This is a genomic window from Nocardioides sp. LHG3406-4 (assembly GCF_049897745.1).
GTDB lineage: Bacteria > Actinomycetota > Actinomycetes > Propionibacteriales > Nocardioidaceae > Nocardioides.
Genome location: NZ_JAFCWV010000004.1, coordinates 491,242 through 515,858, shown reverse-complemented (window position 1 = coordinate 515,858; position 24,617 = coordinate 491,242). Strand labels below are relative to the sequence as shown.

22 protein-coding genes are annotated in these 24,617 nt (G+C 71.2%); 8 read left to right on the top strand and 14 right to left on the bottom strand.

Annotated elements, in window-relative coordinates:
- Nucleotides 1-293: 293 nt before the first annotated feature.
- Nucleotides 294-935 carry a class I SAM-dependent methyltransferase gene (locus ACP7BP_RS16785; RefSeq protein WP_426246217.1) on the bottom strand — a complete coding sequence of 214 codons (642 nt, stop codon included), beginning with the start codon at nt 933-935 and terminating at the stop codon, nt 294-296.
- Nucleotides 932-1,762 carry a tRNA pseudouridine(38-40) synthase TruA gene (gene truA, locus ACP7BP_RS16780; protein ID WP_426246216.1) on the bottom strand — a complete coding sequence of 277 codons (831 nt, stop codon included), beginning with the start codon at nt 1,760-1,762 and terminating at the stop codon, nt 932-934. The genes ACP7BP_RS16785 and truA overlap by 4 nt, the downstream gene beginning before the upstream one ends.
- Before the next feature lie 37 nt (nt 1,763-1,799).
- On the opposite strand from truA, the gene ACP7BP_RS16775 reads away from it, so the two are divergent.
- From ACP7BP_RS16775 to ACP7BP_RS16755, 5 genes are all read left to right on the top strand, one after another.
- A complete protein-coding gene (locus ACP7BP_RS16775; RefSeq protein WP_426246215.1) occupies nt 1,800-3,458 on the top strand; it encodes an FAD-dependent oxidoreductase in 1,659 nt (552 codons plus the stop codon).
- 90 nt (nt 3,459-3,548) lie between these two features.
- Entirely contained in the window at nt 3,549-3,983 is a 435-nt protein-coding gene (locus ACP7BP_RS16770) for a DoxX family protein (RefSeq protein ID WP_426246213.1), read from the top strand.
- A 7-nt stretch (nt 3,984-3,990) separates the two neighbouring features.
- A complete protein-coding gene (locus ACP7BP_RS16765; protein WP_426246211.1) occupies nt 3,991-4,359 on the top strand; it encodes an ArsR/SmtB family transcription factor in 369 nt (122 codons plus the stop codon).
- Nucleotides 4,356-4,844, top strand: a complete 489-nt coding sequence (locus ACP7BP_RS16760) for an SRPBCC family protein (protein WP_426246209.1) — start codon at nt 4,356-4,358, stop codon at nt 4,842-4,844. Before ACP7BP_RS16765 ends, ACP7BP_RS16760 begins: the two co-directional genes overlap by 4 nt.
- Nucleotides 4,831-5,403: a TIGR03086 family metal-binding protein gene (locus ACP7BP_RS16755; RefSeq protein ID WP_426246207.1), complete on the top strand. Its 573-nt coding sequence runs from the start codon at nt 4,831-4,833 to the stop codon at nt 5,401-5,403. The genes ACP7BP_RS16760 and ACP7BP_RS16755 overlap by 14 nt, the downstream gene beginning before the upstream one ends.
- 7 nt (nt 5,404-5,410) lie before the next feature.
- On the opposite strand, the gene ACP7BP_RS16750 is transcribed toward ACP7BP_RS16755, so the two are convergent.
- Complete coding sequence (locus ACP7BP_RS16750) at nt 5,411-6,337, bottom strand: PfkB family carbohydrate kinase (protein ID WP_426246206.1); 927 nt, start codon at nt 6,335-6,337, stop codon at nt 5,411-5,413.
- A gap of 53 nt (nt 6,338-6,390) precedes the next feature.
- Between ACP7BP_RS16750 and ACP7BP_RS16745 the strand changes: the two genes are divergently transcribed.
- Complete coding sequence (locus ACP7BP_RS16745; RefSeq protein WP_426246205.1) at nt 6,391-6,765, top strand: GntR family transcriptional regulator; 375 nt, start codon at nt 6,391-6,393, stop codon at nt 6,763-6,765.
- Nucleotides 6,766-6,826: 61 nt separating this feature from the next.
- Here the strand turns inward: ACP7BP_RS16745 and rplQ are convergent, their stop codons facing one another.
- The 11 genes from rplQ to ACP7BP_RS16690 all read right to left on the bottom strand — a co-directional run bounded on the left by rplQ (nt 6,827) and on the right by ACP7BP_RS16690 (nt 21,778).
- Nucleotides 6,827-7,435 (bottom strand): 50S ribosomal protein L17, encoded by a 609-nt coding sequence (gene rplQ / locus ACP7BP_RS16740; RefSeq protein ID WP_426246203.1) that lies wholly within the window; start codon nt 7,433-7,435, stop codon nt 6,827-6,829.
- A gap of 91 nt (nt 7,436-7,526) precedes the next feature.
- Nucleotides 7,527-8,543: a DNA-directed RNA polymerase subunit alpha gene (locus ACP7BP_RS16735; RefSeq protein ID WP_426246201.1), complete on the bottom strand. Its 1,017-nt coding sequence runs from the start codon at nt 8,541-8,543 to the stop codon at nt 7,527-7,529.
- A gap of 114 nt (nt 8,544-8,657) precedes the next feature.
- Entirely contained in the window at nt 8,658-9,266 is a 609-nt protein-coding gene (gene rpsD / locus ACP7BP_RS16730) for a 30S ribosomal protein S4 (protein WP_426246200.1), read from the bottom strand.
- A 33-nt stretch (nt 9,267-9,299) separates the two neighbouring features.
- Nucleotides 9,300-9,695, bottom strand: a complete 396-nt coding sequence (rpsK, locus tag ACP7BP_RS16725) for a 30S ribosomal protein S11 (RefSeq protein ID WP_181312654.1) — start codon at nt 9,693-9,695, stop codon at nt 9,300-9,302.
- 65 nt (nt 9,696-9,760) lie between these two features.
- A complete protein-coding gene (gene rpsM / locus ACP7BP_RS16720) occupies nt 9,761-10,135 on the bottom strand; it encodes a 30S ribosomal protein S13 (protein WP_426246198.1) in 375 nt (124 codons plus the stop codon).
- 165 nt (nt 10,136-10,300) lie between these two features.
- Nucleotides 10,301-10,414: a 50S ribosomal protein L36 gene (gene rpmJ, locus ACP7BP_RS16715; protein WP_056707964.1), complete on the bottom strand. Its 114-nt coding sequence runs from the start codon at nt 10,412-10,414 to the stop codon at nt 10,301-10,303.
- Between the two features lie 28 nt (nt 10,415-10,442).
- Entirely contained in the window at nt 10,443-10,664 is a 222-nt protein-coding gene (infA, locus tag ACP7BP_RS16710) for a translation initiation factor IF-1 (RefSeq protein ID WP_036490070.1), read from the bottom strand.
- A gap of 345 nt (nt 10,665-11,009) precedes the next feature.
- Complete coding sequence (locus ACP7BP_RS16705) at nt 11,010-13,340, bottom strand: transglutaminaseTgpA domain-containing protein (RefSeq protein WP_426246196.1); 2,331 nt, start codon at nt 13,338-13,340, stop codon at nt 11,010-11,012.
- A complete protein-coding gene (locus ACP7BP_RS16700) occupies nt 13,337-14,524 on the bottom strand; it encodes a DUF58 domain-containing protein (RefSeq protein WP_426246195.1) in 1,188 nt (395 codons plus the stop codon). The genes ACP7BP_RS16705 and ACP7BP_RS16700 overlap by 4 nt, the downstream gene beginning before the upstream one ends.
- Before the next feature lie 5 nt (nt 14,525-14,529).
- Nucleotides 14,530-15,498, bottom strand: coding sequence for an AAA family ATPase (locus tag ACP7BP_RS16695; RefSeq protein ID WP_426246193.1), 969 nt, complete (start codon nt 15,496-15,498; stop codon nt 14,530-14,532).
- A gap of 52 nt (nt 15,499-15,550) precedes the next feature.
- On the bottom strand, nt 15,551-21,778 hold the full coding sequence (locus tag ACP7BP_RS16690) for an Ig-like domain-containing protein (protein ID WP_426246191.1): 6,228 nt from the start codon (nt 21,776-21,778) through the stop codon (nt 15,551-15,553).
- A gap of 190 nt (nt 21,779-21,968) precedes the next feature.
- On the opposite strand from ACP7BP_RS16690, the gene ACP7BP_RS16685 reads away from it, so the two are divergent.
- On the top strand, nt 21,969-23,234 hold the full coding sequence (locus ACP7BP_RS16685) for a hypothetical protein (protein WP_426246190.1): 1,266 nt from the start codon (nt 21,969-21,971) through the stop codon (nt 23,232-23,234).
- Entirely contained in the window at nt 23,231-24,610 is a 1,380-nt protein-coding gene (locus tag ACP7BP_RS16680; protein WP_426246188.1) for a serine/threonine protein kinase, read from the top strand. Before ACP7BP_RS16685 ends, ACP7BP_RS16680 begins: the two co-directional genes overlap by 4 nt.
- The last annotated feature ends 7 nt before the right edge of the window (nt 24,611-24,617 follow it).

Sequence of the window (24,617 nt, the reverse complement as noted above, 5' to 3'; positions counted from 1 at the left end):
TGGGCCATGAAGGCCTCCCTTGTGGAAGTGAAGTCCTAGACAGCTCCACTCCACACCGGGAGGCCTTCACCTATCTACGGCTCGCCGTACCCCATCGCACAACGTGCCTGGGCATCACACCTAGCCGCCGAGCCGGTCCCGGAAGGGGTCGTCCCCGTTGTTGGAACGTTCGCGCAACGCGCGTTGCGCGAACGTTCCAGCAACTGTCAGATCACTGGCACGAACGTTCCAGCAACACCGTTTGTGCGAACGTTCCAACAACCAGTCCACGCACCCGGAGCGCATCGAGAACCTCACGCTCCCCGTGACTCGAGCACCCGGAACCCCTTGGCGCTGGCCAGCCGCCTCGTCGGGTAGCCCTGCTCACCCAGCCACCGCTGCAGCGAGTCCGCGCCGAGGTTCTTGCCGACCACCATCACGGCACGCCCGTCCGGCTTCAGGCGCGGCAGCCACCTGAGCAGCAGCCCGTGCAGGGCCGGCTTGCCGATGCGGATCGGCGGGTTGGACCAGATCTCGTCGAAGGTCGGCGCCTCCGGGAGCGAGCCGGGCACGGACGCCGTAAACACGTCCGCGAGCCCCAGCGCCGCGGCATTCTCGTTGGCGAGCAGTACGGCGCGCTCGTTGACGTCGATGCCGCTGACCTGGGCGGGACCGGCCGCCACCCCGCGTGCGCGCCAGGCCGCGGCGACGCCCAGGCCGATCACGCCGTACCCGCAGCCCAGGTCGAGCACGCTGCCCGGCTCGGGAGGCTCCGTCTCCCGCAGCAGTACGGCGGTCCCGACGTCGAGGCGGCCGCGGCTGTAGACGCCCGACCCGCTCACCAGGTCGAGGCGCTGGCCCCACACCTCGCACGAGAACGGCTCCCGCCGGAACGGGACCGACGGGTCGGCGGTGAAGTAGTGGTCCCCCGACGGCTCCACGGCGTCGTCGGTCACGATGCATCCCTCCGGGCGCGGGTCCGGGCCGCCTGCGCCGCCAGCTCCGCGTCGTCGGGGTAGCCGACCTCCTCCAGCGTCAGACCGTGCGCGTGCGCCACGGTCACGCCGGGGTCGCGACGCCCGGCAGCCAGCATCTCGGCCGCCCACGCGACCGGGCGGCGGCCGTCCCCGATCGCGAGCAGGCAGCCGACGAGGGATCGCACCATGCTGTGGCAGAACGCGTCGGCCCGGACGACGGCCATCGCGACGCCGCGCTCGTCGCGCGTCCACGCCAGGTCCAGCAGGGTCCGGACCGTGGTGGCGCCCTCGCGCCGGCGGCAGAAGGAGGCGAAGTCACGCAGGCCGACCAGCGCGGCGGACGCCTCGTTCATGGCGTCGAGGTCCAGGGCCCGGGGCCAGGCCAACACATGGTGCCGGGCCAGCGGGTCGACGCTGGCGGGGTCGTCGACCACCCGGTAGGCGTACCGCCTCCAGAGCGCCGAGAAGCGCGCGTCGAACCCGTCTGCGGCCTCGGCCACGCGGCGTACGCGCAGGTCGGCCGGCAGGATCCCGTTGAGCCGCCCCCGGAGAGCCACGGCTGGTTCGTCCGTCGACCGACCGACGGACCCCGACAGCACGTCGGGATCGAGGTCGAGGTGCGCGACCTGGCCGCGCGCGTGCACGCCGGTGTCGGTGCGGCCGGCGACGACGAGCCGCGCCTCGGGCAGGCGGAGCGCGGTGGCGAGGGCCGCCTCGAGCAGCCCCTGCACGGTGCGCAACCCCGGTTGGGTCGCCCAGCCGTGGAAGTGGGTGCCGTCGTAGGCGAGGTCGATCCGGATACGCACGTGGCCACCCTATGGCCGCGCGTCCTAGGCTCGTCGGGTGACCGATCCCGCCATCGTCCTGGTCTCCGAGACCCACCTCGAGCCGTTGCTCGATGCCTTCCACCGCTACGCGCGCGAGTACGACCTGCGCACCGCTCGATCCTGCGCCGAGGCGCTCGAGACGACCGAGCAGATCCTGGCCGAGGGCGGCCGGGTGGCGCTGTTCGTCTCGGACTCACGGCTCCCGGACGCCGTGGTCCTGGAGGCCTTCGGCCGGTGGCGCGAGCTGGTGCCGACGGCGCGCCGGATGATCGCGGCGCACGTCGACAACTTCCTCATCGACGCGCCCGGACTGCGAGCCGGCATGGCCACTGGAAAGTACGACGCCTACCTGCTGATGCCGCGGGGCACACGGGACGAGGAGTTCCACAACGCGGTCACGGACCTGCTCTCCGACTGGGGGTCGACGGTGGCCGATCCCGAGGTGGTCTCGGTCAAGGTGGTGTCCCCGGTGCACGACGCGCTGACGATGGCGATCCGGGACTACCTCGACAGGATGGGCATGCCCAGCAGGGTCTACGAGCCGGACAGCGAGGTCGGGCAGCAGGTCCGCGAGATGTTCGCACCCGATGCCCCCTACCCCTTGGTCTTCGCCCACAACCGGATCCCGGTGCAGGCGACCTCGGTGCGCGACGTCGCGGCCGCCCTCTTCGGCGTCCCCGCTGACTTCGTCGTCGAGGAGGTCGTCGATCTCGCGGTGGTCGGCGGCGGTCCGGCGGGTCTGGCCGCGGCCGTGTACGCCGCCTCCGAGGGGCTCTCCGTGGTCGTGGTGGAGGCCGAGGCGATCGGAGGTCAGGCGGGCACGAGCTCGATGATCCGCAACTACCTGGGCTTCCCGCGTGGGATCTCCGGCATGCGGCTGGCCCAGCGGGCCCGCAACCAGGCCCTCCGCTTCGGTACCCGCTTCTTCACGGGCTGGGAGGTCACCGCGCTGGAGCCCGGCACCGACGGCGGCCCCCATGTGCTGCGCTCCGACGGCGGCGAGGTGCACGCGCGCGCCGTGGTGGTCTCCACCGGTGTCGCCTACCGCAAGCTCGGCGTCGAGGGCGTCGAGGCGCTGACGGGCAACGGCGTCTTCTACGGCAGCGCGATGACCGCGGCGCGCGAGATGCAGGGCCGCGACACGGTCGTCGTGGGTGGCGGCAACTCCGCGGGCCAGGCGGCGATCCACCTCGCGCGGTACGCCCGGTCCGTCACGATCCTGGTTCGCAGGCCCGGCCTGGAGTCGACCATGTCGCAGTACCTGATCTCCGAGATCGGCTACAACCCGGTCATCACGGTCCAGCCGAGCGCCGAGGTCGTCGACGGAGGAGGCGACGGCCGGCTCCAGTGGGTCGACGTACGCGACACCACGAGCGGCGACGTGACCCGGCGCAGCGCCGACGGGCTCTTCCTCCTGCTCGGGGCCGAGCCGCACTGCGACTGGCTCCCCGAGGCAGTGGCCAGGGACAGTCGTGGCTTCGTGCTCACGGGCCGCGACGCACCGGCCGAGGCCTGGTCCGACGGCCTGCCGCCCCAGAGCCTGGCCACGACCGTGCCCGGTGTGTTCGCGGCCGGCGACATCCGGGCCGGGTCGATGAAGCGGGTGGCCGCGGCCAGCGGCGAGGGGGCGAGCGCCGTGCCCCTCGTGCACGCCTACCTCGCGCCGGGAGACTAGAGAAGCTTCTTCAACCAAACGGTTGACAAAGAGGCGAGACCCGTCCTACGGTTTATTCAACCAATCAGTTGAATTGCCTAGGAGGCAGTGATGAGCACCTCGACCATGACGATCCCGGCCTCGCCGGTGACGAAGCCCAGGGTCCGGCCCGGCTCCGTCGCCCTCTGGGTGGTCCAGGTGTTGCTGGCGACGCAGTTCGTGGGCGCAGGCCTGACGAAGCTGTCCGGCAACGCGGCGATGGTGGACATGTTCGCCGAGATCGGAGCCGGCCAGTGGTTCCGCTACCTCGTCGGCGTGCTGGAGCTGGCCGGGGCGATCGGCCTGCTGCTGCCACGGCTCTGCGGTCTGGCCGCCCTCGGGCTCACCGGGGTGATGGCAGGGGCGGTCGTCACGAACCTGTTCGTGCTCGGCGAGTCTCCGGTGCTGCCGCTCGCCTTCCTCGCGGTCGCCGGCCTGATCGCCTGGCTGCGCCGCGCGACGATCGCCGAGCAGGTCCACCGCCCGGCGCCCGACCGACAGGGCTGAGGCCACCATGACCGATCAGCTCTCCCGCGTCTTCGCCGCCCTGGCCGACCCCACCCGGCGCGACATGGTCGCCCGGCTGACGGAGGCGGACGCCACCGTGGGCGACCTCGCCGCGCCGTACGACGTCAGCGTCCAGGCGGTCTCCAAGCACCTGAAGGTGCTGGAGGAGGCGGGCCTGGTCAGCCGGACCCGGGAGGCGCAGCGCCGACCGGTGCACCTGGAAGCGGAGGTGTTCGACCTGATGACGAAGTGGATCGAGCGATACCGCCGGCAGGCCGAGGAGCGCTACCAGCGCCTCGACTCCGTACTGGCGAGGCTCACCGAGGAGCAGGACCCCGACAAGTCAGAAACCAACCAGAGAGGAACAGCATCATGACCACGACGAAGCACGCCGAAGCCACCATCGAGGCGGTCAAGGACGTCCCGATGATCACCATCACGCGCGACTTCCACGCGACGCCGGAGCAGCTGCTGCGGGCGCACACCGACCCGGAGATCTTCAAGCAGTGGGTCGGGCCCGACAGCGTCGGCACCGAGATCGACTACTGGGACGCCCGCACCGGCGGGAGCTGGCGATTCACCAACACCCGCGACGACGAGGAGTACGGCTTCCACGGGAGCTTCCACGAGGTCGGCCCCGGGCGCATCGTGCAGACGTTCACGTGGGAGGGCATGCCCGAGGGCGTCTCGCTCGAGACGATGACCTTCGAGGACCTCGGCGACGGCCGCACCCGGCTGCACTCCCAGTCGCTGGTCGACTCCTTCGAGGGACGTGACGCCTGGCTCTCCTCCGGCATGGAGGTCGGCGTCAACGAGGGCTACGCCAAGCTCGACCGGCTGCTGGCCGATGCTGCCGTCTGACCCGGCGGCCCGCCACCGGGCGATCGCCGGCACCTTCACCGACCTGGTCCGTGGGACCCGGTCGTGGGAGGCGCCGGCGCCGGTGGACGGCTGGGTCGCCCGCGACGTCGTCGGCCACCTGGTCGAGTGGTTCCCCGGCTTCCTAGCGAGCGGAGCCGGGATCGAGCTGCCCACCGGTCCTCCGGTCGGCACGGACCCGGTAGCCGCCTGGCAGGTGCACGCCGACGGCGTGCAGGCGGTGCTCGACGACCCCGCGACGGCGGGCCGCACGCTCTCGAACCCGCACATCGGGGACCTGCCCCTCGACATGGCGATCGACCGGTTCTACACCTCCGACGTCTTCATGCACGCCTGGGACCTCGCCACGGCGACCGGCCAGGAGCACGAGCTCGACGCGGACACCAGCGCGGAGATGCTCGCCGGCATGGAGCCGATGGAGGAGGTCATCCGGTCATCCGGCCAGTACGGCCCCAGGGTCCCCGTGCCCGACGACGCCTCGGCCCAGGACCGGCTGATCGCGTTCATCGGCCGCGACCCGTCCTGGCGGCCGCCGGTCTGACCCGGGCTCAGCCCAGATCGCGCAGGTACGGCGGGTCGGCGCCCGCCCGCGACACCGTCACCCCGGCGGCACGCGCGGCCCACGACAGCACGTCGTGCACCTCGGCGGCGGTCAGCGCCCGGAGCGCCGCCGGGGCGCCGGCGCCGACACACCCGCGGGTGGCCAGAGCGTCGAGCATCGCCGCACCGAAGGTGTCACCGGCGCCGATCGTGTCGACGACCGGGCCGGGCTGGGCGGGTGTCTCCACAGCGACCGACCCGTCGTACCACCCGGACCCCGCTGCCCCGCGGGTCACCACCACGGCGACCGGCCCGAGCGCGAGCAGGTGCGCGATGGCGGCCTGCTCGTCCCGGTCGTCGTAGAGGCCCGCCAGGTCCTCGTCGGACGCCTTCACCACGTCGCTCACGGCCGCCATCGCCTCGACCGCCGCGACCACGTCGGGGCCGGTGCCCGTGATCGCCGGCCGCAGGTTGACGTCGTAGGCGATCAGGGCGCGGCCGCGGAGCCCGCGCACCACCGCCAGCACCTGCCCGGCACCGGGCTCGAGCGTCGGCGCCAGGGAGCTGACCTGCACCACGACCGGCGCCGGCAGGTCCTCGCGCAGCGAGTGCAGCCGCCAGGCGACGTCGAAGGTGTACGACGCCCGGCCCTCGTCGTCGAGCTCCGCGACCGCGTAGGACGTGTGCTCGAGCGAGTGCGGGTCGCTGGCCCAGCCGACCCCCTGGTCCTGCAGCTCCGAGCGGATCCGCTGGCCCCGGTCGTCGGCACCGAACGCGGAGGCGAGCCAGACCGGACGGCCGAGCCGCGCGAGCGCCACCGCCGCGTTGGCGGCGCTGCCCCCCACGTGCTCGACCGGGTCGTGGTCGGGGGTGTGCACGACGTCGATGAGGCTCTCGCCGATCACCAGGAACGCGTCGCCCCGTCCGGCCGCCACGACAACCCCTCTCACCGCCGCACACCCCCGGTGCGGGGAGGCATCATGTGAGCATGGATCCTAGCCTCGGGCTCGCCCCACCCGACCCCGCGTCGGCCGTCGCACCCTACGAGCAGCTGCGCACCCAGATCGCCGCGCGCGCCGCGAGCGGCGGACTGGCCCCGGGCACCCGGCTGCCCACGGTGCGCGCGCTCGCCGACGACCTGGGCCTGGCGGTCAACACCGTGGCCAAGGTCTACCGCGCGCTGGAGACCGACGGCGTGGTGGTCACCGAGGGCCGCCGAGGCACGTTCGTCGCGTCGTCGGCTGCTGCGTCGTCGAGCGCCGCGGGCACCGCCGCTGCGGCCTACGTCGCCACCTGCCGCCGTCTCGGGCTGACGGTGTCGGAGGCGACCCGGCTCGTCGAGCACGGCTGGGCACGCGCCTGACGCACGACGACGAGGGCCCGCCGTCCGGGTGGACGGCGGGCCCTCGTGCGGTGCTGCGGTGCTACTTCGACTCGTCGTCGCCCTCGGCCGGGGCGTCCTCGGCGTCGGCGGCCTCGGGGGCCTCCGCCGCGTCGGCGTCGGTCGTCTCGACCTGCTCGGCGTCCGTGGCGTCGGCCTCGGTGGCCCCGGTGGCCTCAGCCTCCACCGGTGCTGCCTCGGTGGGCTCGGCCTCGACCGGCTCCGCCTCGGTCGCGACCGGGGTGCTCGCGGCAGCCTTCGACGTCTTCTTCGACGACGCGGCCTTCGGCGAGTAGGCCTCGGTCACCAGCTCGATCACGGCCATCGGCGCGTTGTCGCCCTTGCGGGGACCGATCTTCGTGATCCGGGTGTAGCCACCCGGGCGCTCGGCGAAGGTCGGCGCGATCTCGGTGAAGAGGGTGTGCACGACCGACTTGTCGCGCACGGTCTTGAGGACCTCGCGACGGTTGTGCAGGTCGCCCTTCTTCGCCTTGGTGATCAGCTTCTCCGCGTGCGGGCGCAGCAGCCGCGCCTTGGCCTCGGTGGTCGTGATTCGACCGTGCTCGAACAGCGCCGTCGCCAGGTTCGCCAGGATCAGGCGCTGGTGGGCCGGGCTGCCGCCGAGGCGCTTGCCCTTCTTGGGAGTAGGCATGTCGTTCTCTCGATTCTCCCGGGCCGTGTCAGGTACCCGGATAGACGACCGGCCGGAGCCGGTCGATTTGGGTGGATGAAGTTGGTGAGGATCAGTACTGCTCGTCCTCGACGAACGCGTCGTCGTCGTCGTCGCCGTACGCCGCGAGAGCAGCGTGCGGGTCGAAGCCGGGCGCGCTGTCCTTGAGGGACAGACCCATCTCGACCAGCTTGGCCTTGACCTCGTCGATCGACTTGGCGCCGAAGTTGCGGATGTCGAGCAGGTCCTGCTCCGAGCGCGAGATGAGCTCACCCACGGTGTGGATGCCCTCACGCTTGAGGCAGTTGTAGGAGCGGACGGTCAGCTGCAGCTCCTCGACCGGGAGGGCGAGGTCGGCAGCGAGCTGCTCGTCGACGGGCGACGGGCCGATGTCGATGCCCTCGGCCTCGACGTTCAGCTCACGGGCCAGGCCGAACAGCTCGACCAGGGTCTTGCCGGCCGAGGCGATCGCGTCGCGGGGACGGATCGACGGCTTGGTCTCGACGTCGATGACGAGCTTGTCGAAGTCGGTGCGCTGCTCGACTCGGGTGGCCTCGACCTTGTAGGTCACCTTGAGCACGGGGCTGTAGATCGAGTCGACCGGCATCCGGCCGATCTCGTTGTCGAGGCCCTTGTTCTGGACCGCGGAGACGTAGCCGCGGCCACGCTCGACGACCAGCTCCATCTCGAGCTTGCCCGAGTCGGAGAGGGTGGCGATCTTGAGATCGGGGTTGTGCACCTCGACGCCCGCGGGCGGCGCGATGTCGGCGGCGGTGACGTCACCGGCACCCGACTTGCGCAGGTACATCGTGACGGGCTCGTCGTGCTCGGAGGAGACGACCAGGCCCTTCAGGTTGAGGATGATCTCGGTGACGTCCTGGGTGACGCCTTCGACGGTGGAGAACTCGTGGAGGACGGAGTCGATCTTGATGCTCGTGACCGAGGCACCGGGGATCGACGAGAGGAGCGTACGACGCAGTGAGTTGCCGAGGGTGTAACCGAACCCTGGCTCCAGGGGCTCGATCACGAAGCGCGAGCGGAACTCGTCGACGGTCTCTTCCGACAGCGTGGGGCGCTGAGCGATAAGCACTGATTCTTTCCTTCCCGGGCCCACCCGCTATTTGACGGGCCCGAACTGCGGTGATGGAGAAGGGTGTGAGTCGGAGTCCGGTGCCCACCAGCATGGTGGGCACCGGCCACCGCATTACTTCTTCGAGTAGTACTCGACGATCAGCTGTTCCTGGACCGGCACGTCGATCTGTGCGCGGACCGGGACCTGGTGCACGAGGATGCGCATCCGCGTCGGGATGGCCTCGAGCCATGCCGGGACGTGGCGCTCGCCGTGGGTCTCGCGAGCCACGATGAACGGGGTCATCTCCAGCGACTTCTCCCGGACGTCGATGACGTCGTGGGCGCTCACCTGGAACGAGGGGATGTCGACCTTGCGGCCGTTCACCAGGAAGTGGCCGTGGACGACGAGCTGCCGGGCGTGGCGACGCGTGCGGGCGAAGCCGGCGCGGTAGACCACGTTGTCGAGACGGCACTCGAGCATCTGCAGCAGGTTGTCACCGGTCTTGCCCGAGCGACGCGACGCCTCGACGTAGTACTTGTGGAACTGCCTCTCGAGGATGCCGTAGGAGAAGCGGGCCTTCTGCTTCTCGCGCAGCTGGAGGAGGTACTCGCTCTCCTTGATGCGGCCGCGGCCGTGCTGGCCGGGCGGGTAGGGGCGACGCTCGAAAGCCGAGTCGCCACCCACGAGGTCGACACCGAGACGGCGCGACTTCTTGGTCATGGGGCCGGTGTAACGGGCCATGTCAGTCTCTCCTTGGGTCTCTGGTTGCCGGGATCAGACGCGGCGGCGCTTGGGCGGCCGGCATCCGTTGTGAGGAGCAGGGGTGACGTCCTGGATGGTGCCGACCTCGAGGCCGATCGCACCCAGGGAGCGGATCGCCGTCTCGCGGCCCGAACCCGGACCCTTCACGAAGACGTCGATCTTCTTCATGCCGTGCTCCTGCGCCCGACGACCAGCAGCCTCGGCTGCCATCTGCGCGGCGAAGGGGGTGGACTTGCGCGAGCCCTTGAAGCCGACGGTGCCGGCAGAGGCCCAGGCGATCACCGCACCGGTGGGGTCGGTGATCGTGACGATCGTGTTGTTGAACGTGCTCTTGATGTGGGCTTCGCCCTGAGCGACGTTCTTCTTCTCCTTGCGGCGCACCTTGGTGGTGCGGCTCTTGGGAGGCATTCAGTAACTCCTGGAGGTAGCTGGTCGGTGAGAGATCGAGGAGAGGAGGCAGTGACGCACGCGCGTCACTTGGCCTTCTTCTTGCCGGCGACGGTGCGCTTCGGACCCTTGCGGGTGCGGGCGTTGGTCTTGGTGCGCTGCCCGCGGACCGGGAGGCCCATGCGGTGCCGGCGACCCTGGTAGCTGCCGATCTCGATCTTGCGGCGGATGTCTGCCTGGACCTCACGACGGAGGTCGCCCTCGATCTTGAAGTTGGATTCGATCTCGTCGCGGAGCTTGACCAGCTCTTCATCGCCCAGCGTGTGGACGCGCGCGTTCGGGTCGACCCCGGTCGCGGCGAGGAGCTGCTGGGAGCGGGTACGGCCGATGCCGTAGATGTAGGTGAGTGCGATCTCGATGCGCTTGTCGCGCGGGAGGTCGACACCAACGAGGCGAGCCATGTGGCGTTTTCCTTGTCTGTCTGCACGGTGGTTTCGGTTCGTGTCGCGTCCCATACCGCCTCGGTTGGGCTCCGGCCACTGCTCCGGAGGTGATTCAGCCCTGAAGTCTCAGGACCTAGCGATCACGTCGTAGTTGTGTTCAGTTGTCGTGCGGGATGGCTCTGCTCAGCCCTGGCGCTGCTTGTGACGCGGGTTCTCGCAGATGACCATGACGCGGCCGTGACGACGGATGACCTTGCACTTGTCGCACATCGGCTTGACGCTGGGATTGACCTTCACGAGGAGGGCCTTTCTTCTTGGTGGCTGGCTACTTGTAGCGGTAGACGATCCGACCCCTGGTGAGGTCGTACGGCGACAGCTCCACCACTACGCGGTCCTCGGGGAGGATCCGGATGTAGTGCTGGCGCATCTTGCCGCTGATGTGGGCGAGCACCTTGTGTCCGTTGGTCAGCTCGACCCGGAACATGGCGTTGGGAAGGGCCTCCACTACGGTGCCCTCGATCTCGATCACGCCTTCTTTCTTCGGCATGTCCTCCACAATCTGTTGATTCGTTGTCTACCGTCTTGTGCACCGGCGGATCGCTCCGTCGGGTGGCCCGGGAACCGCCCGGTCGCGAACGACCGGTGGACCTCGTGCAACAGTTCGGATGTCTCACCCGGGCACGCGCACGACGAGCTCACAAGAGCTGGTCGATTGGTTAGTCCGGGCAGCCGCGAGGCACCACGAAATGCAACCCACGTTGGGCCGACAGGCAAGTTTAGCCCGAGGGGCTCCGAATCACGAATCGGCTCGGGGCGGGTGCAGCGCTCCTCGCGCCAGCCAGACTCCCCCTGGCTCCGGGCCCGAGCGGTGCCGATGTGCTCCCGCGTGGTGTCAGCGACGCAGGAACCCCGGCCGGAAGGTCGTGACGTTGACCGCGGCCAGCCAGCGCTGCCGCCGGCCCGCCCTGCGGGACATCGCGCGGCGCTCCTTGTCGATGCGCGCCCAGTAGGCCTCGGCCCTCTCGGGCGCCGGCACGGCCGGGCCCCACACCGAGCTGTCGGCCTCCCGCGCCAGCGCCGCAGCCCGCTCCGAGGCGATCGCGCCCGACTGCTCGCGGCGGGTGACCGTCCTCGAGAGCGGCACCTGCTGGCCGAGGTCGCGGGCGTGGTCGACCAGCTCGTGCCAGGCACCGACGAAGCGGGTCGACACCGACGCGGCACCGCGGCGACGGCGGCGGCGCAGCGCCTTGGCGCCGATGATCGAGCCGAGGATCAGCGCGATGACCAGCAGCGGCAGCCCCACATAGGTGACCACGGTGACGATCCAGCCGGGCAGCCCGCCGGCCTTCTTCTCGTCCTTCTCGGCCGACTTGCTGGCCATCTTGGCGCGCAGGTCGGAGTCGGCCTGCTCCCCCAGGTCGGACGGCGGCGGGATGGGCGCGGGCGGCGGCACGACCGTGCCGCTCAGCGGCTCCTGCGTCTGCGGCTGCTGCTCCGACGGTGGCCGGTCGGACATGAACTCCTCGGTCGGCAGCGTGCGCCACGATCCGTCGGCGAGCCGCAGCTCGACCCAGGCGGAGACGTCCTTGCCCGTGACGACTCCGCCCTCGGGGACCACCGCACCCATGACCACGCGGGCCGGGACGCCGATCTTGTTGGCCATCAGCGCCATCGTGGCGGCGTACTGCTCGTCGTTGCCGACCATGACCTCGGCGTTGACGAAGCCGTCGGAGAGCCGCTGGATGCCGTGGCCGGGGTAGTAGGTGCGCTCGGACTTCTTCACGCCGTCGGAGTAGCGGCCCTCAGTCTTCAGGTGCTCGGCGACCGCGAACACCCGCTGCATGGGGGTCGTCGCCTCCTCGGTCCACTTCGAGGCGGGTCCGTCGAGGAAGCCGGTGCCCTCGGCGGGCAGGGCGGTCGAGCTGGAGGGGCTGTCGTCGGCGGTCACGGTGTCCGGCGGCGTCACGGCGGTGAAGGAGTAGCGGTCGCCGGGGTGCAGCCCGGAGGGTACGACGGCGGTCGAGGTGGCTAGGTTGTAGCGGAACGACTCGGCCTTGACGCCCGGCTCGCCCGACTCGAAGTCCATCGACCGGAGGGCGCCGATCACCGGCAGCCAGACCCCGCGGTACCCCTCCCCCAGGGTGACGGTGGCCTTCACCTCTTCGCCCTTCACGGGGTTGTCGATCACCGACGAGACCCGCTGGAAGGAGTCCTCGGCCTCCCCGGGCAGCGCGTCGTTGGACGCGCCCCAGACCATGCCGTCGTAGCGGTCGAGCGTCGCGAAGCGCACCCGGGTGCCGGCCTGGGCGCCGGTCACCCGGAACAGCTCCTTGTCGTAGACGTTGGTGGGCCGCTCCTCGCGGGCTGACGCGGGCAGCTCGACGTAGTTGCGGAACGACGCGAGCAGGGAGGGGTAGCGGCCGATGTCGAAGGGCGGCTCGACGTAGGACCGCAGCACGGTCCGGTCGGAGTCGCTGCCCATGGCCGCGTTGGCCATCGGGAGCGCGAGCACCGCGGCGACCGCGAGCAGGGCGACGCCGGCGATCCCGCGCCCGATGCCGCGGCTGCCTCCGCGGACGGTCGCGCTCTCCCGGCGACCCCGCAGCGCCAGCCAGCCCAGCGCCAGCGCGGCGAAGCCGACACCCTGCAGCCACAGCGACTGCGGGTGACGGACGCCGAGCGCGATGACCGCGACCAGCGCCAGCGCACACGCCAGCACCGGCATCAGGGCCGTGAGCCAGGAGCGCTTCGTGTGGACGTGCACCAGCACGGCACCGACGAACCCCGACACCAGGCCGAGGGTCCACGGCAGCACCAGCAGCGGGCCGGTCCCGTCGACGGGAGGCAGCGTGGTGAGCATGTCCTTCCAGCCGAAGAGCACCTGGTCGGTCAGCTCCCCGAGGGTGCCGCCACCGGGGACGTACGCCGTGTCGCCGATCGACCGCAGGCACAGCGGCCCGCCGAGCAGGAAGAACACCACGGCCAGGGCGAGCAGGGCACCGACGGTGGGCCACCGGAGCGCCCGGAACGCCGTGGCGATCAGCACGCCGAGCAGCGTGCCGATGATGCCGACCACGAGGAAGCCCTGCCCGGTGTACGACGACGCGAACCCGCTCAGCGCCAGGGACGTCAGCGCCACGACGAACGCCAGGTCGATCAGGCGATGCCCGTCGGGGAGGTCGAGACGTGCCCGGCGGCGGGTCTGGGTGTCCAGGTCGGTCATCGCACGCTCCAGCGCAGCAGCCCGGCGAGGTCGTCCTTGTCGGCCAGGTGCAGGACCGGCAGTCCCCCGGCCTCGCTGACCCGGCTCCGGCCGGCGGGGTCGATCAGGATCGCGAACCGGCGCACCTCGGGCGGGAAGGCCGCGGAGGCGCGCTGCACGTCGCTGAACTCTCCCTTCGGGCCGGTGATGAGGAAGCACAGGCTGGTGTCCGGAGCGACCGACACCGCGCGGCGACCGCTGTTGACCAGTCCCTCGAGGCCGAGGTCGGCACGGCACACGGCATCGAGCGCCAGGTGCCCGTCGGCACCCGACGACGCGTGCTTGCCGCAGATGAAGGAGACCTCGAACTCGTCCATGATCGCGCGTACGGCGATCGAGGCGGCCACGGCCATCGCCATCTCGAAGTCGTCGGGATCGGGCCAGGCCGCGACGCGGTCCTCGACCACGAGCGTCGCGTGGCTGCGCCGGGTGTCGAGGTACTGGCGGACCAGCAGGGACGACTCACCGGTGGAGGCCATCACCTTCGCCGACGACCGCCAGTGGATGTGGCGCAGGTCGTCACCGGGGACGTACTCGCGCAGCGCGTGGAAGGCCAGGTCGCTCTGCGACACCGCATCGGTAGACACGCCCTCGAGGTCACGCAGCAGGCCGGCGCCCAGCGACTCGAGCGGAAGCAGCGGGGGGCGCACGAGGACCTCACGCACCGGGGTCCAGGTCACGTCCCGGGAGAACAGGCCGAGCGGGTCGCCGCGCCGGGTGGTGGCCGGGCCGACCGGGATGACGCCGCGGCGCTCGGTGCGGATCGTGAAGGTCTCCTCGTTCCCGGCGCCCGGGGCCAGCGCGCCGATGCCGTAGCGGTGCACGGCCGACCCCACGGGCACCTCGAGCGTGGTGGGCAGCAGGCGCCTGCCTGCGATGTTCGTGACCAGGACGCCGGCCGCGGCCGACTCTCCGGCCATGACCCGCTCGGGCTCGAGCCGCAGGTCGACCCGCACGGCCGTGCGGCCCAGCAGGAACGGCGCCGCGAGCAGGAGCGCGAGCACGCAGGCAGCGGCGATCACTCCCATCTCGCGCCAGTGCGTGGTCTGGGCCACCAGGGTCGCGCTCACGCCGATCCCGAGGATCACCCAGCCCACTGGCCTGATGATCCCCAGGATACGGTCGAGTCGTTCGGTGTCGGGCACCGCGCTCAGGCCACCCGGTCGGTCGGCGGGGAGACGGAGTCCAGGAGGCGCCCGATCACGGTCTCCACGGTGACGCCGCTGAACTGTGCCTCGGCGTCGAGCAGCACGCGATGGCACAGCACCGGCTCCGCGAGCTCCTTGATGTCATCGGGCACGACGTGGTCGCGGCCGTCGGCGGCGGCCCACGTCTTGGCCACCCGCACGAGGGCCAGTCCGCCTCGCGGCGAAAGGCCGAGCTTCACGTGCGGCTGGCGGCGCGACTCCTCGGCCAGCTCGGCGACGTACCCGATGACCGCCGGGTCGACGTAGACCTGGTCGGCCAGCCCGCTCATCTGGGCGATGGTCTGGGCGGTGATCACGGGCGTGACCAGGGACGCGCGGTCCCGGACCGCCGCGTTGACGAGCAGCTCGATGGTGGCGGCCCGGTCGGGGTAGCCCATCGACGCCTTCATCAGGAACCGGTCGAGCTGGGCCTCGGGGAGCCGGTAGGTGCCGGCCTGCTCGATCGGGTTCTGGGTCGCGATGACCAGGAACGGGCGGCCGACGGGGTGCGCCACGCCGTCGACGGTGACCCGGCCCTCCTCCATGACCTCCAGCAGCGCCGACTGGGTCTTCGGCGAGGCCCGGTTGATCTCGTCGGCGAGCACGATCGTGTGGAAGATCGGGCCGGGGTGGAACTCGAACGTGCCCTTGTGCTGGTCGTAGACCGTCACGCCGGTGACGTCGGAGGGCAGCAGGTCGGGGGTGAACTGGATGCGCGCGTGGCTGCCCTGGACGGTGTTGGCCAGCGCGCGGGCCAGCATCGTCTTGCCGGTGCCGGGGAAGTCCTCGAGCAGGATGTGACCCTCGGAGAGCAGGCAGGTGAGCGCGAGGCGGACGACGTGGCGCTTGCCGAGGACGGCCTTCTCCATGTTGTCGGTCAGCTGGTCGAACGTCTTCTTGAACCAGTCGGCCTGCTCGGGCGAGATGGTCATGGGGTTCCTTCCGGTTTCAGGTCTGGTGCGCGTGGAGCCGTGGCCGCAGGGGCTACCACGTCGTTTCGTCGTCGTCTGACTGGCCGAGGGGGTTCTCACAATGGACGCCCACCGTGAGTGGGTCAGTAAGGGAGAAGGGGCCGCCTGCGTACTGGGAGTAGTAGTTGTCGCCGTCGCCACCCGAGATGACGGCGTCCCACGGCCCGCCGCCGCGGACGGACCCGCTGTTGCCGTAGGTGTACAGGGTGCAGTCGACGTTGCCGATGAAGCCGCTGATCTGGAGCTTCACCCGGGCGCAGTTCGACCAGGTGCACGCCGGGTCGCCGCCCTGGACCTGGCAGGGGTTGCCGGTGCCGTCGTCCTGGCAGGGGTCGTGCTTGCGGATGGTGACTCTTCCCTCAGGCATTTTGTCCGTCTTCGCTACATCGGACCTGATCTCCTGGCCCCGACCCGGGGTGTCGGCGTCGAAGAGCCGGACCTGGATCTTCTGCGTAGCGCCGAAGCCGATGACGTTCTCCCCGGACGACCAGGTGAACGAGCCCAGCTGGTTGAAGTCGAAGATCTGCTCGGGACCGTCGTTGTAGGCGACCCCCAGCTTGGCGGCGCTGCCGTTGGTGGAGCCGGTCACCGTCCAGCTGACCGAGTTGAGCCCGACGTTCTGGGTGAGGCTCGTGATCTTGCCCGTGAGCGGGCCGTAGGTCTGCACGCGCTGCACGTCGCTGTCGGTGCAGCCGCCGCGCGCGGCGTTCTCGTTGCACAGCCGGAGCGAGACGGCGTAGTCGGTCTCGTTGCTGTCGACCTGGAACGTGTGCGTGCGCACGCCGTAGACGTTGTTGAAGGTGTTCTGCGGCCGCGCCACTCCGTTGATCAGGAGGTAGACGTTGCTCTGGGCACCCCGTGCGTCCGGCACGGTGTAGGTGATGGACGCGGTGTTGTCCTGACCGGTCGGCTGCCAGCTCCACGCGCCCCAGGCGGCGGGCTTGCCGATCGCCTCGAACCGCGCCGGTGCGCTGGGGGCCGAGGAGTTGCCCGGTGCGTTGTACGCGACGACGGTGTAGTTCACGACGCTGCCGTCGTAGGGCACGCCCCGGTGCAGGCACGCGATCTCCTGGGTCCGCACGCAGCCCGGGACCGCCGCCGGTGCGCCCTCGCCCACTCTCGCGAACACGGTGTACGTCGTCGGGCCGGGGCCCTCGGGCAGGGTGGCCGCCCAGTCGATGCGCACCGTCGTGGTGTCGCGCGCCAGCTGCTGGTCGGTCGCGCGGACGGACGTCGGGCTCAATGGGGTGCCGAGCGACTGGAAGGGCTCCGACTCCCGGATGTCGGAGAGACCGGCCTTGTTGCGGGAGTAGATCCGGAACGTGTAGGTGCGGTTGTTGTCGAGGTCGGCGAGGTCGAGCCCGGTCACGGTCCCGGGGACGACCTGCGTCGGCAGCCCCTGCGCACTCACGGTGTAGCTCTGGATCGCGGAGCCGGACGGGTTGGCGGCACCCCACTGGATGCGCATGGAGTTCGGTCCGCGGCTGACCTGCCGGATGGAGGGGACGCGGCCCGGCTTGGTCGTCGCCACCGCCGTCACCGAGCGCTCGCTGTACGGGGAGAGCCCGACCCGGTTGTGCGCCGCGACGACGAAGTTGTAGTTCCTGCCGTTCTCCGGGACCTTGAAGGAGCCGGAGTTCGTGCGGAAGCGCTGGGTCTGCCCCGTCCGGATCTCCTTGACGAGGTAGTAGTCGATGGGCGACCCGTTGGCCTCCGACGGCGCCCACGACAGGCCGATGCGCTTGCTCTCGACGTTGCCGATCAGCACCGGTGCTCCCGGCGTGGAGGGGGTGTCCAGGACGTCGACGGAGATGGTGCTCTGGGCCACCCGGTCGGAGGCCGGATCCGAGTCTGAGACGTCGCTCATCCGGACCTGGAACTCCGCATGACCCGTCAACCCCTCGGGTGCGCTGAGGGTGACGCGGGAACCGTCCGCCGTGGCCCGCACAGCGTCGCCACCGGTGCGGGTCACATCGAGGATGTGTGGCTCGGGGTTGGCCACCCCGGGCGTGAACCGCGGACCGAGGTCGATGGTGCGCGACGTCCCGGGCTTGAGGTCGGGGACCTTGCTCGGCAGGAGGGACGGCGGCGGAGCCTGCACGACCAGCACCCGCAGCTGGTCCGGCTCGCTGCTGCCCGCGGTGACCGAGATGACCCCTTCGTCGCCGGACCGAGCACTGCCGCTCGCGGCGACCTGGAGCGTGTCCGTGCCCGACCCCGACAGGGTCACGCCGGTGATCGGGCTCTCCCACGCGGCGTCGTAGGTGAGGCCGGCGACGTCCGCGGGATCCTGGGTCCAGACGTTGCAGACCGAGGCGACGTCGATCTCGATGTCATCGACCTGGCTGACCGGCACCGCGACGTCGGGGCAGTCCAGCTCGGGCCGGTCGGTGCCGATCTGGACCGGGATGGAGACGATGGTGGGCCGTGCGTCGTCGCCGGTGGTGGGGGCGACCTCGACCAGCACCGCGCCGGGGCCGGCGTAGTCTCCGCGCGCCGTCAGGTCGACGGCGTAGTCGCCGTTCATCCGCGCCTCCAGCGCGACCGGCGGCGACGCCCAGACGCGGTCGCGTCCGGTGATCTCCAGCGGCGCACCCGACGGGTTGACGACGTAGTCCTCGAGCTTGACCCGGCGGGACTTGCCCGAGCTGATCTTGATCGGCTCACCGTCCCGGACGTAGGGCCGGCTGGTACCGGTGGGGGGCACGTAGACCGAGGCGGTCGCCGAGCCGCCGTCGGCGTCCTCGATCCGGAAGGGGATGACCCGGGGCTCGCGCCCGCGGGTCACCGTGACCTCGGACCCCTGGAAGGACGCCACGGACGGGTCGGCGAACACCTCCGCGAGGCGGAGGTCGCCTGCCGGGCCGTCCGGGTCGTAGGCCCCGCTCAGCTCGTTCGGTCCGGCCAGCACGTCGACGGTGACCTCGTCGCTGTCGGTGGTTCGGCCGTAGGCGTCGTAGACGACGGGCGGGTTGTTGTAGTCCTCGATCGGCGTCAGCGTCGCCGTGCTCGCGGACGTCGCCAGCCCGTTGTCGAGGCGGTAGACGACCTCGACCACGTCGTCGGTGACCTTGTCGGGGGCCTTGATGGCGATGGGGCCGATGTCGGACTCGAGCTTCACCCCCGGGGGTGGGTCCACCAGCTCGACCTTGATGCGCTCGGTCGACCCGATCTGGTCGTTGGCGATCACGTCGACGTGGGCCGTGCGGCCGGGCTCGACGGTGATGTGGTCGGGCACGGCGACGGGCGGCTGCGGGGTGCCCACCGGCACCACCGCCACCCGCGCCGTGCCGGTCGCCTCGGCCCCGTGGGTGTCGACCACGGTGTAGGTGAACTCCTCGGAGCCGACGCCCCGCGGGTAGGCCTGGAACTCGAGGGAGTTCGCGCCGAACGAGACGACGCGGCCGAGCCTGGGCGCGGAGGCGATCCCGGTGATCGTGACCGGGTCGCCGTCGGGGTCGACGCCGGAGCCCGGCACCTTCAGCTTGATCGTGTCGCCGGAGACGACCCGGCCCTCGAGGACCGGGGGCTCCGGTGCCGTGTTGGGGGACTTGGCGGGGACGACCACGACGGTGAGCCGGCCGGGAGCCGTCTCACCCGCGGAGTTCTCGGCGACGTACGGCACGTCGAAGCTGTCGCGCTCCTTGATGTCGGGCGGGGCGATGTAGCGGACCATCCGGCCGGCGATGAAGGCCCGCCCGAGGTCGCCCTTCACGTCGATGGGCGCCCGGACGCGCAGCTCGCCGGAGGCGACCTCCGTGGCGTCGTCGGCCAGGACGAGCTGGTCGCCCGACGGGCTGTAGTCGTTGTCGAGGACCGGCGCGAGCACGGCCGAGCCGGCGCGCACGGTGACCCGGTCCGTCGCCGTGACGGGTGTGTTGTCCTTGGGCTCGGGCCGCTGGCTGACCGTGACCTCGCCGCGGGCGGTGCCGCTGCCGTTGCTGACGGTGTACCTGACGACCTGGGGGTTGGGCTGCAGCTGTCCCTGCCGTGGGGCGATGCGCAGCCAGCGCCCCTCGATGACCGAGACGTCGAGCTGGTTCGCGGTGACGGCGTTGCCGTTCTGGACGACCAGGATGCCGCCCGCCGGGTCGACGTCGTTGGCCAGCACGTCGACCGTGCCCGCCGCCTGCCCGTAGACGGTGAGCGTGTCGGGCATGGCCACCGGGTCCAGCGTGTTCTTGGGTGCCGCCCGCACGTCGACCCGGACCTTGCCCGGTGACGTCGGGGCGTTGCCGTAGGCGGCGTCGTAGTCGAGGAAGTAGGTGCCGGCCTTGTCGGAGACGAACCGGATCGTCCCGGCGTTCAGGTCGGTCCGGATGCGCGCCCCGGCCTGGTCGGGGAGCTCGCCCCCGATCGACAGGTCGGCGTTGGGGGTCGTCGGGTCGGCACCCGGCATGTCGTTGGCCAGCGGCGCGATGGTGATCGGCTTGCCCACCTCCCCGCTGACGACGTCGGGATTGGCCTTCGGCGCGACCGCCGTCGTGTCGAACTTGTCCTGCACGGCGAAGTTGAGGGCCTTGGTCGACACCGGGCCGAGGCCGTCCGTGACGGCGTACTCGACCCGGACGTTGCCGCCCTCGGGCGGCGCCTGGAACCGCACTCGTCCGGTGGACGTGGTGCGGGCGGTGGCCGCGGTCCGGCCCGAGCCGACCACCGTCGCGGAGTCGAGGACCAGCGGGTCGGAGTCCTGGTTGTCCCGCCAGTCGGAGAGGACGGGCACCTCGAGCGAGCCGCCTGCCGGCACCAGCCACGGCTCCGACTCGTAGCCCTCGCGCAGGGTCGGCTGGCCGTTGTCGCTCGGCCCTCGCACGGCGACGCTCACGGTGGCGTGGGCACTGGTGCTGCGCCCGTCGTCGACGTAGTACTCGAAGGACGTGGAGCCCTTGGCCTGGTCGGGAACGGTCAGCTGGAGTGTCTGCCCGTCGGGGCTGATCGTGACGCTGGAGCCCGGCATGCTGGGCTTGTCGACGCCGCGGATCGCCAGCAGCCGCCCGTCCGGGGCCGAGTCGTTGTCGAGAGGGTGCAGGACGCTGGTGCGGCCCGGCCGGACGCCGAAGTCGTCGGGCTTGGCCTGCGGCGGACGCTTGTCGGCGTTGTTCTGGTTGTCGTCGTCCTTGTCCTTGTCCTTGACCTTCTTGGTGTTGGTGAACGCCTGCCAGTTGTCGATCTTGAGGGGCTTGTCGGTGTCGATGTCCCAGATGGAGCCGGTGCTCCGGTCGTTGAGCAGGATCTCGCCGCGGTTGACGCGGAAGACGAGGTTGCTCGCCTGGCCGCCGAGGCTCTGCGGCGTGACCTCGCCGTCGTCACAGGAGACGGCCACGGAGCCGAGGCCTCCCGACCAGGCGCCGTACTCACACGCGCCGAGCCGGACCGGGGCGGCGGGCTGGCCGCTCTGCCCCTCGACGACGGTGCTGGTCTCGCCGCGCGCGAGGTCGACCGAGAGCAGGCCGCCGGGCGTGCCGACGAGTACGGCGTCGGCGGCAGGTCCGGACTGTTGGAGGACGCCCGTGTCGGGCAGGGTGGTCGCGCCGCCGCCGATGACGGCGAGCTGGCCGGACTCCGCGTCGAGGGTGACCGCCTTCTCGCCGACCGTCGTCATGGCCGTCGGGCTGCCTGCTGCGTCAGGCAGAGGCTTCCTGGTCGGCTTGGCGTAGCCCACGCCCGAGGGCCGGATCGTCGTCAGCGTGCCCTTGTCGACCGAGGTCACCACGATGGTTCCCGACTCCGTGAGCGCCATCGCGGCCCCCTTGCCGGCGGTCGCCACGGGATCGGCCGAGGGATCGATGCCCCCCACGAGGGGCTTGCCGTTCTGCGGGTCGAAGCGCACCGCCCAGACCTCGCCGCTGGCCGGGTCGAGGTTGGCCAGCGTGCCGCCGCGCATCAGCACCTGCCCGCCCGACGGGATCTCCGCGGTGGCGCCTTCGGTGAGGGTCAGGCCGGCCGGGTCGATGGCGTAGGCGCGGCCCTCGCGCAGGTTGAGCCCGACGACGCCGGCACCGTCCTGCACGATGTCGAGGTCGGTGTCCTCCTCGGCGAAGATGGCCCCGTCGAGCTGACCGATGGGCTTGTTGACCCGACCGAAGTAGCCGCGTTCGGAGGTGGTGACCCAGATGCCGCCGTCATTGAGGTCGGTGCGGTGCGAGCGGTAGCCCTCGGCGGAGACGGCGTACACCACGATCGCTCCAGCGGCCAGCGCCAGGGCAGCGTTGGTCGCGATGGCAGCGCGATGACGCCTCATGAACCCCCGCAGGCGCACCTGCTACCCCCTGAATCCTCACAACTCTCCGGCTGAGCGTAGGCAGTCCACGGACGTCGAACAAGTTCGCGCGCGGATGCCCGGCCGTCCGGCGGATCGGTCACACTATTGTCGGGGGACGGGCACAATGTCGGAGGGCTTTTGGCTCGTTCCGGTCGGAGAAGGGGGCAGGGTGGTCGTGGAGACCCGGTACGCCGCGGGCAGCGGCGTGCTCCTCGGGGCCGGCGAACACTGGCTGCTCATCACCGATCCCGGCGACGAGGAGGTCGTCGAGCGACTGTGGTCAGCTCTCGGCGATGGGCCGCGCGCCGCCGAGAAGGTGCTCGACATCGTCGAGGCCGCTTTCGGCGGTGAGCCGCCCGGGCTCGTGCTCATCGACCTCACCCCCGGCACCGGACAGACCGTCTCGCTCGGCAGCGGCCGGGTGCGCGTCGAGGGTCCGGCCCGGCTCATCTCCCTCGTCGACGAGACGCCTGGAGGCGGGCTGCGCCGTCTCGTCGGCGGTGTCGTGGCCGCGCAGCGCGCCGAGATCCGTCCCCTCTCGCCATCCGTCACCGGGCCCGCCACCGGGACCCCGGCGGCCGAGGCCGAGACCAGCACCGAGGGCATGATCGACGGCATCCCGCAGGCGATCCTCGAGGCGCGCGGCCCCGACGGCCCCCCGAAGCCCCGGGCGCGGCATCTCCGAGCAGCCAGCGTCTCCGACTCGGGGCCGCGCGACACCAGCGAGCCCGACCCGTTCGTCAACGAGCGCGTCGACGGGCCTGCGGCGGAGGTCACCGACAGCACGCCGTACGCCGACACGCCCCCCACCGGCGGCTCCACGCCCCTCGACGGCGGCGAGCCGGTCGGCTCGACCGGTGCGGTGACCGGCAAGCGCCTGCCCGGCGCCCCCGTCGAGGAGCACGACCACGACGGCTCGACCGTGTTCCGGTCCAGCGGACCCGAGCACCTCGTGTCCACGACGGGCGAGACGGTGCAGGCCGTCTGGTGTCCCGACGGCCACCTCACCCAGCCCGACGCACCACTGTGCCGGATCTGTCGCAAGCAGGTCGCGCCCCAGGCGGCCCAGCGCGTCTCCCGACCGACGCTGGGCGGGCTGCGCCTGCCGACCGGCGAGGTCGTGCCCCTCGATCGCGGCGTCATCCTGGGCCGCCGTCCCGCGCCGATCCCGGGCACCGGCGACTGGCCGCACCTGGTGCACCTGTCCCCCGAGCACACCTACGTCTCCCGGATGCACGTCCAGATCGAGATCAACGGCTGGCTGGTCATCGCCCGCGACCTCGGCTCCCGGGGCGGCACGACCTGGAAGGTTCCCGGCCGCCCGCCCGAGAAGATGGTCGCGAACGAGTCCTACGTCCTGGAGCCCGGCCACGCCCTCGACCTCGCCGACGTCTACGAGGTCCGCTACGAGGCCGGTCCGGAGGTGGCCCTGTGAGCGCGCCCGTCATCCCGGGGTTCACCTTCGTCGAGCACCTGGGCAGCGGTGGCTTCGCCGATGTGTTCCTCTACGAGCAGGACTGGCCCCGACAGCGGGTCGCCGTCAAGGTCGTGCGCCCCGACGTACCCCTCGACGAGCGCGAGAAGGGACTCTTCGCGGCCGAGGCGAACGCGATGGCCCGGCTGGCCGACCATCCCTACATCGTCTCGGTCATCACGGCCGGCATCACCCACGACTCGGGCCGGCCGTTCCTGGTGATGCGCTACTGCCCACCGCCGGACCTCGGGGTGCGGGTGCGCTCCAACCCGATGGCACCCATCGACGCGATCAGCACCGGCATCAAGCTCTCGAGCGCCATCGAGACCGCCCACCGCTCCGGCATCCTGCACCGCGACATCAAGCCCAGCAACGTGCTGGTGACCACCTATCACGAGCCCGCGCTGACCGACTTCGGGATCGCGGGCCACATCCACGACGTCGCCGGCGAGAGCGACGTCCGGATCTCCTACCCGTGGTCGCCGCCGGAGATGCTCGACGGACGCTCCAACGGGTCGGTGCACTCCGACGTCTACTCCCTGGGCGCGACCATCTGGCACCTGTTGGTCGGCCGGTCGCCCTTCTCGATCCCCAACGGCGACAACTCCACGCGGGCGCTCTCGGCGCGGATCCTGCATGCTGCCCCGCCGGCGACGCAGCGCCCCGACGTGCCTCCGGCGCTCGACCGCCTGCTCCAGCAGTGCCTGGCCAAGAACCCCGCGCACCGGCCCCAGAGCGCCCTCGAACTGGCGCGCTCGCTGCAGCGCATCGAGGCCGACGCCGGGTTCCCGCGCACGGCCGTGGCAGTCGAGGGAGACCGCGCCGACGCCGCGGTGGCCAAGCCGAAACCCGAGACCGACGACGACCACACGGTAATGAAGGCCGTCACCGTCATCTCCGCGTCCGGGCCGCGCACCGTGGCCCCCACTCCCCCGGACCCCGACGACGCACCGTCGCGCAGCGGTGTCGTCTGGGCGGTCGTGGCCGCCCTGGTGCTGGTCGCGATCGTCGGCGGGCTGCTGCTCAAGGGCGGCGGAGGCTCCGACGAGCCCGACCCGGGCCCGAGCGCGCCCAGCACGCCCATCGACCTCATCCCCAGCGCCGTCGACCAGCCCCCGACCCTGTCCGCCGACCGGACTCCGCGGGGGGTGCGGTTCCGCTGGACCGCCCAGGACGCCAAGCCGGGTGACCAGTGGTTGCTGCAGCGCCTCGACACGGACGCCTTCCGGCGTACCACCAAGCAGTCTGCGCTGATCCGGGCGGACAAGCAGGTCTGCGTCGAGGTGCGACTACAGCGCGACGGCGACGACTCCCCGGTGGCCCAGGCCTGCGCCTGAGACCCAG

Coding starts and splice junctions, on each gene's coding strand:
- rplQ (WP_426246203.1), bottom strand. CDS start 7,435: ATGCCTACTCCCAAGAAGGGCAAGCGCCTCGGCGGCAGCCCGGCCCAC.
- rpsM (WP_426246198.1), bottom strand. CDS start 10,135: ATGGCTCGCCTCGTTGGTGTCGACCTCCCGCGCGACAAGCGCATCGAG.
- ACP7BP_RS16760 (WP_426246209.1), top strand. CDS start 4,356: ATGACCACGACGAAGCACGCCGAAGCCACCATCGAGGCGGTCAAGGAC.
- ACP7BP_RS16755 (WP_426246207.1), top strand. CDS start 4,831: ATGCTGCCGTCTGACCCGGCGGCCCGCCACCGGGCGATCGCCGGCACC.
- ACP7BP_RS16770 (WP_426246213.1), top strand. CDS start 3,549: ATGAGCACCTCGACCATGACGATCCCGGCCTCGCCGGTGACGAAGCCC.
- rpsD (WP_426246200.1), bottom strand. CDS start 9,266: ATGGCCCGTTACACCGGCCCCATGACCAAGAAGTCGCGCCGTCTCGGT.
- infA (WP_036490070.1), bottom strand. CDS start 10,664: ATGCCGAAGAAAGAAGGCGTGATCGAGATCGAGGGCACCGTAGTGGAG.
- ACP7BP_RS16745 (WP_426246205.1), top strand. CDS start 6,391: ATGGATCCTAGCCTCGGGCTCGCCCCACCCGACCCCGCGTCGGCCGTC.
- ACP7BP_RS16765 (WP_426246211.1), top strand. CDS start 3,991: ATGACCGATCAGCTCTCCCGCGTCTTCGCCGCCCTGGCCGACCCCACC.
- ACP7BP_RS16695 (WP_426246193.1), bottom strand. CDS start 15,498: ATGACCATCTCGCCCGAGCAGGCCGACTGGTTCAAGAAGACGTTCGAC.
- ACP7BP_RS16705 (WP_426246196.1), bottom strand. CDS start 13,340: ATGACCGACCTGGACACCCAGACCCGCCGCCGGGCACGTCTCGACCTC.
- ACP7BP_RS16690 (WP_426246191.1), bottom strand. CDS start 21,778: ATGAGGCGTCATCGCGCTGCCATCGCGACCAACGCTGCCCTGGCGCTG.
- rpsK (WP_181312654.1), bottom strand. CDS start 9,695: ATGCCTCCCAAGAGCCGCACCACCAAGGTGCGCCGCAAGGAGAAGAAG.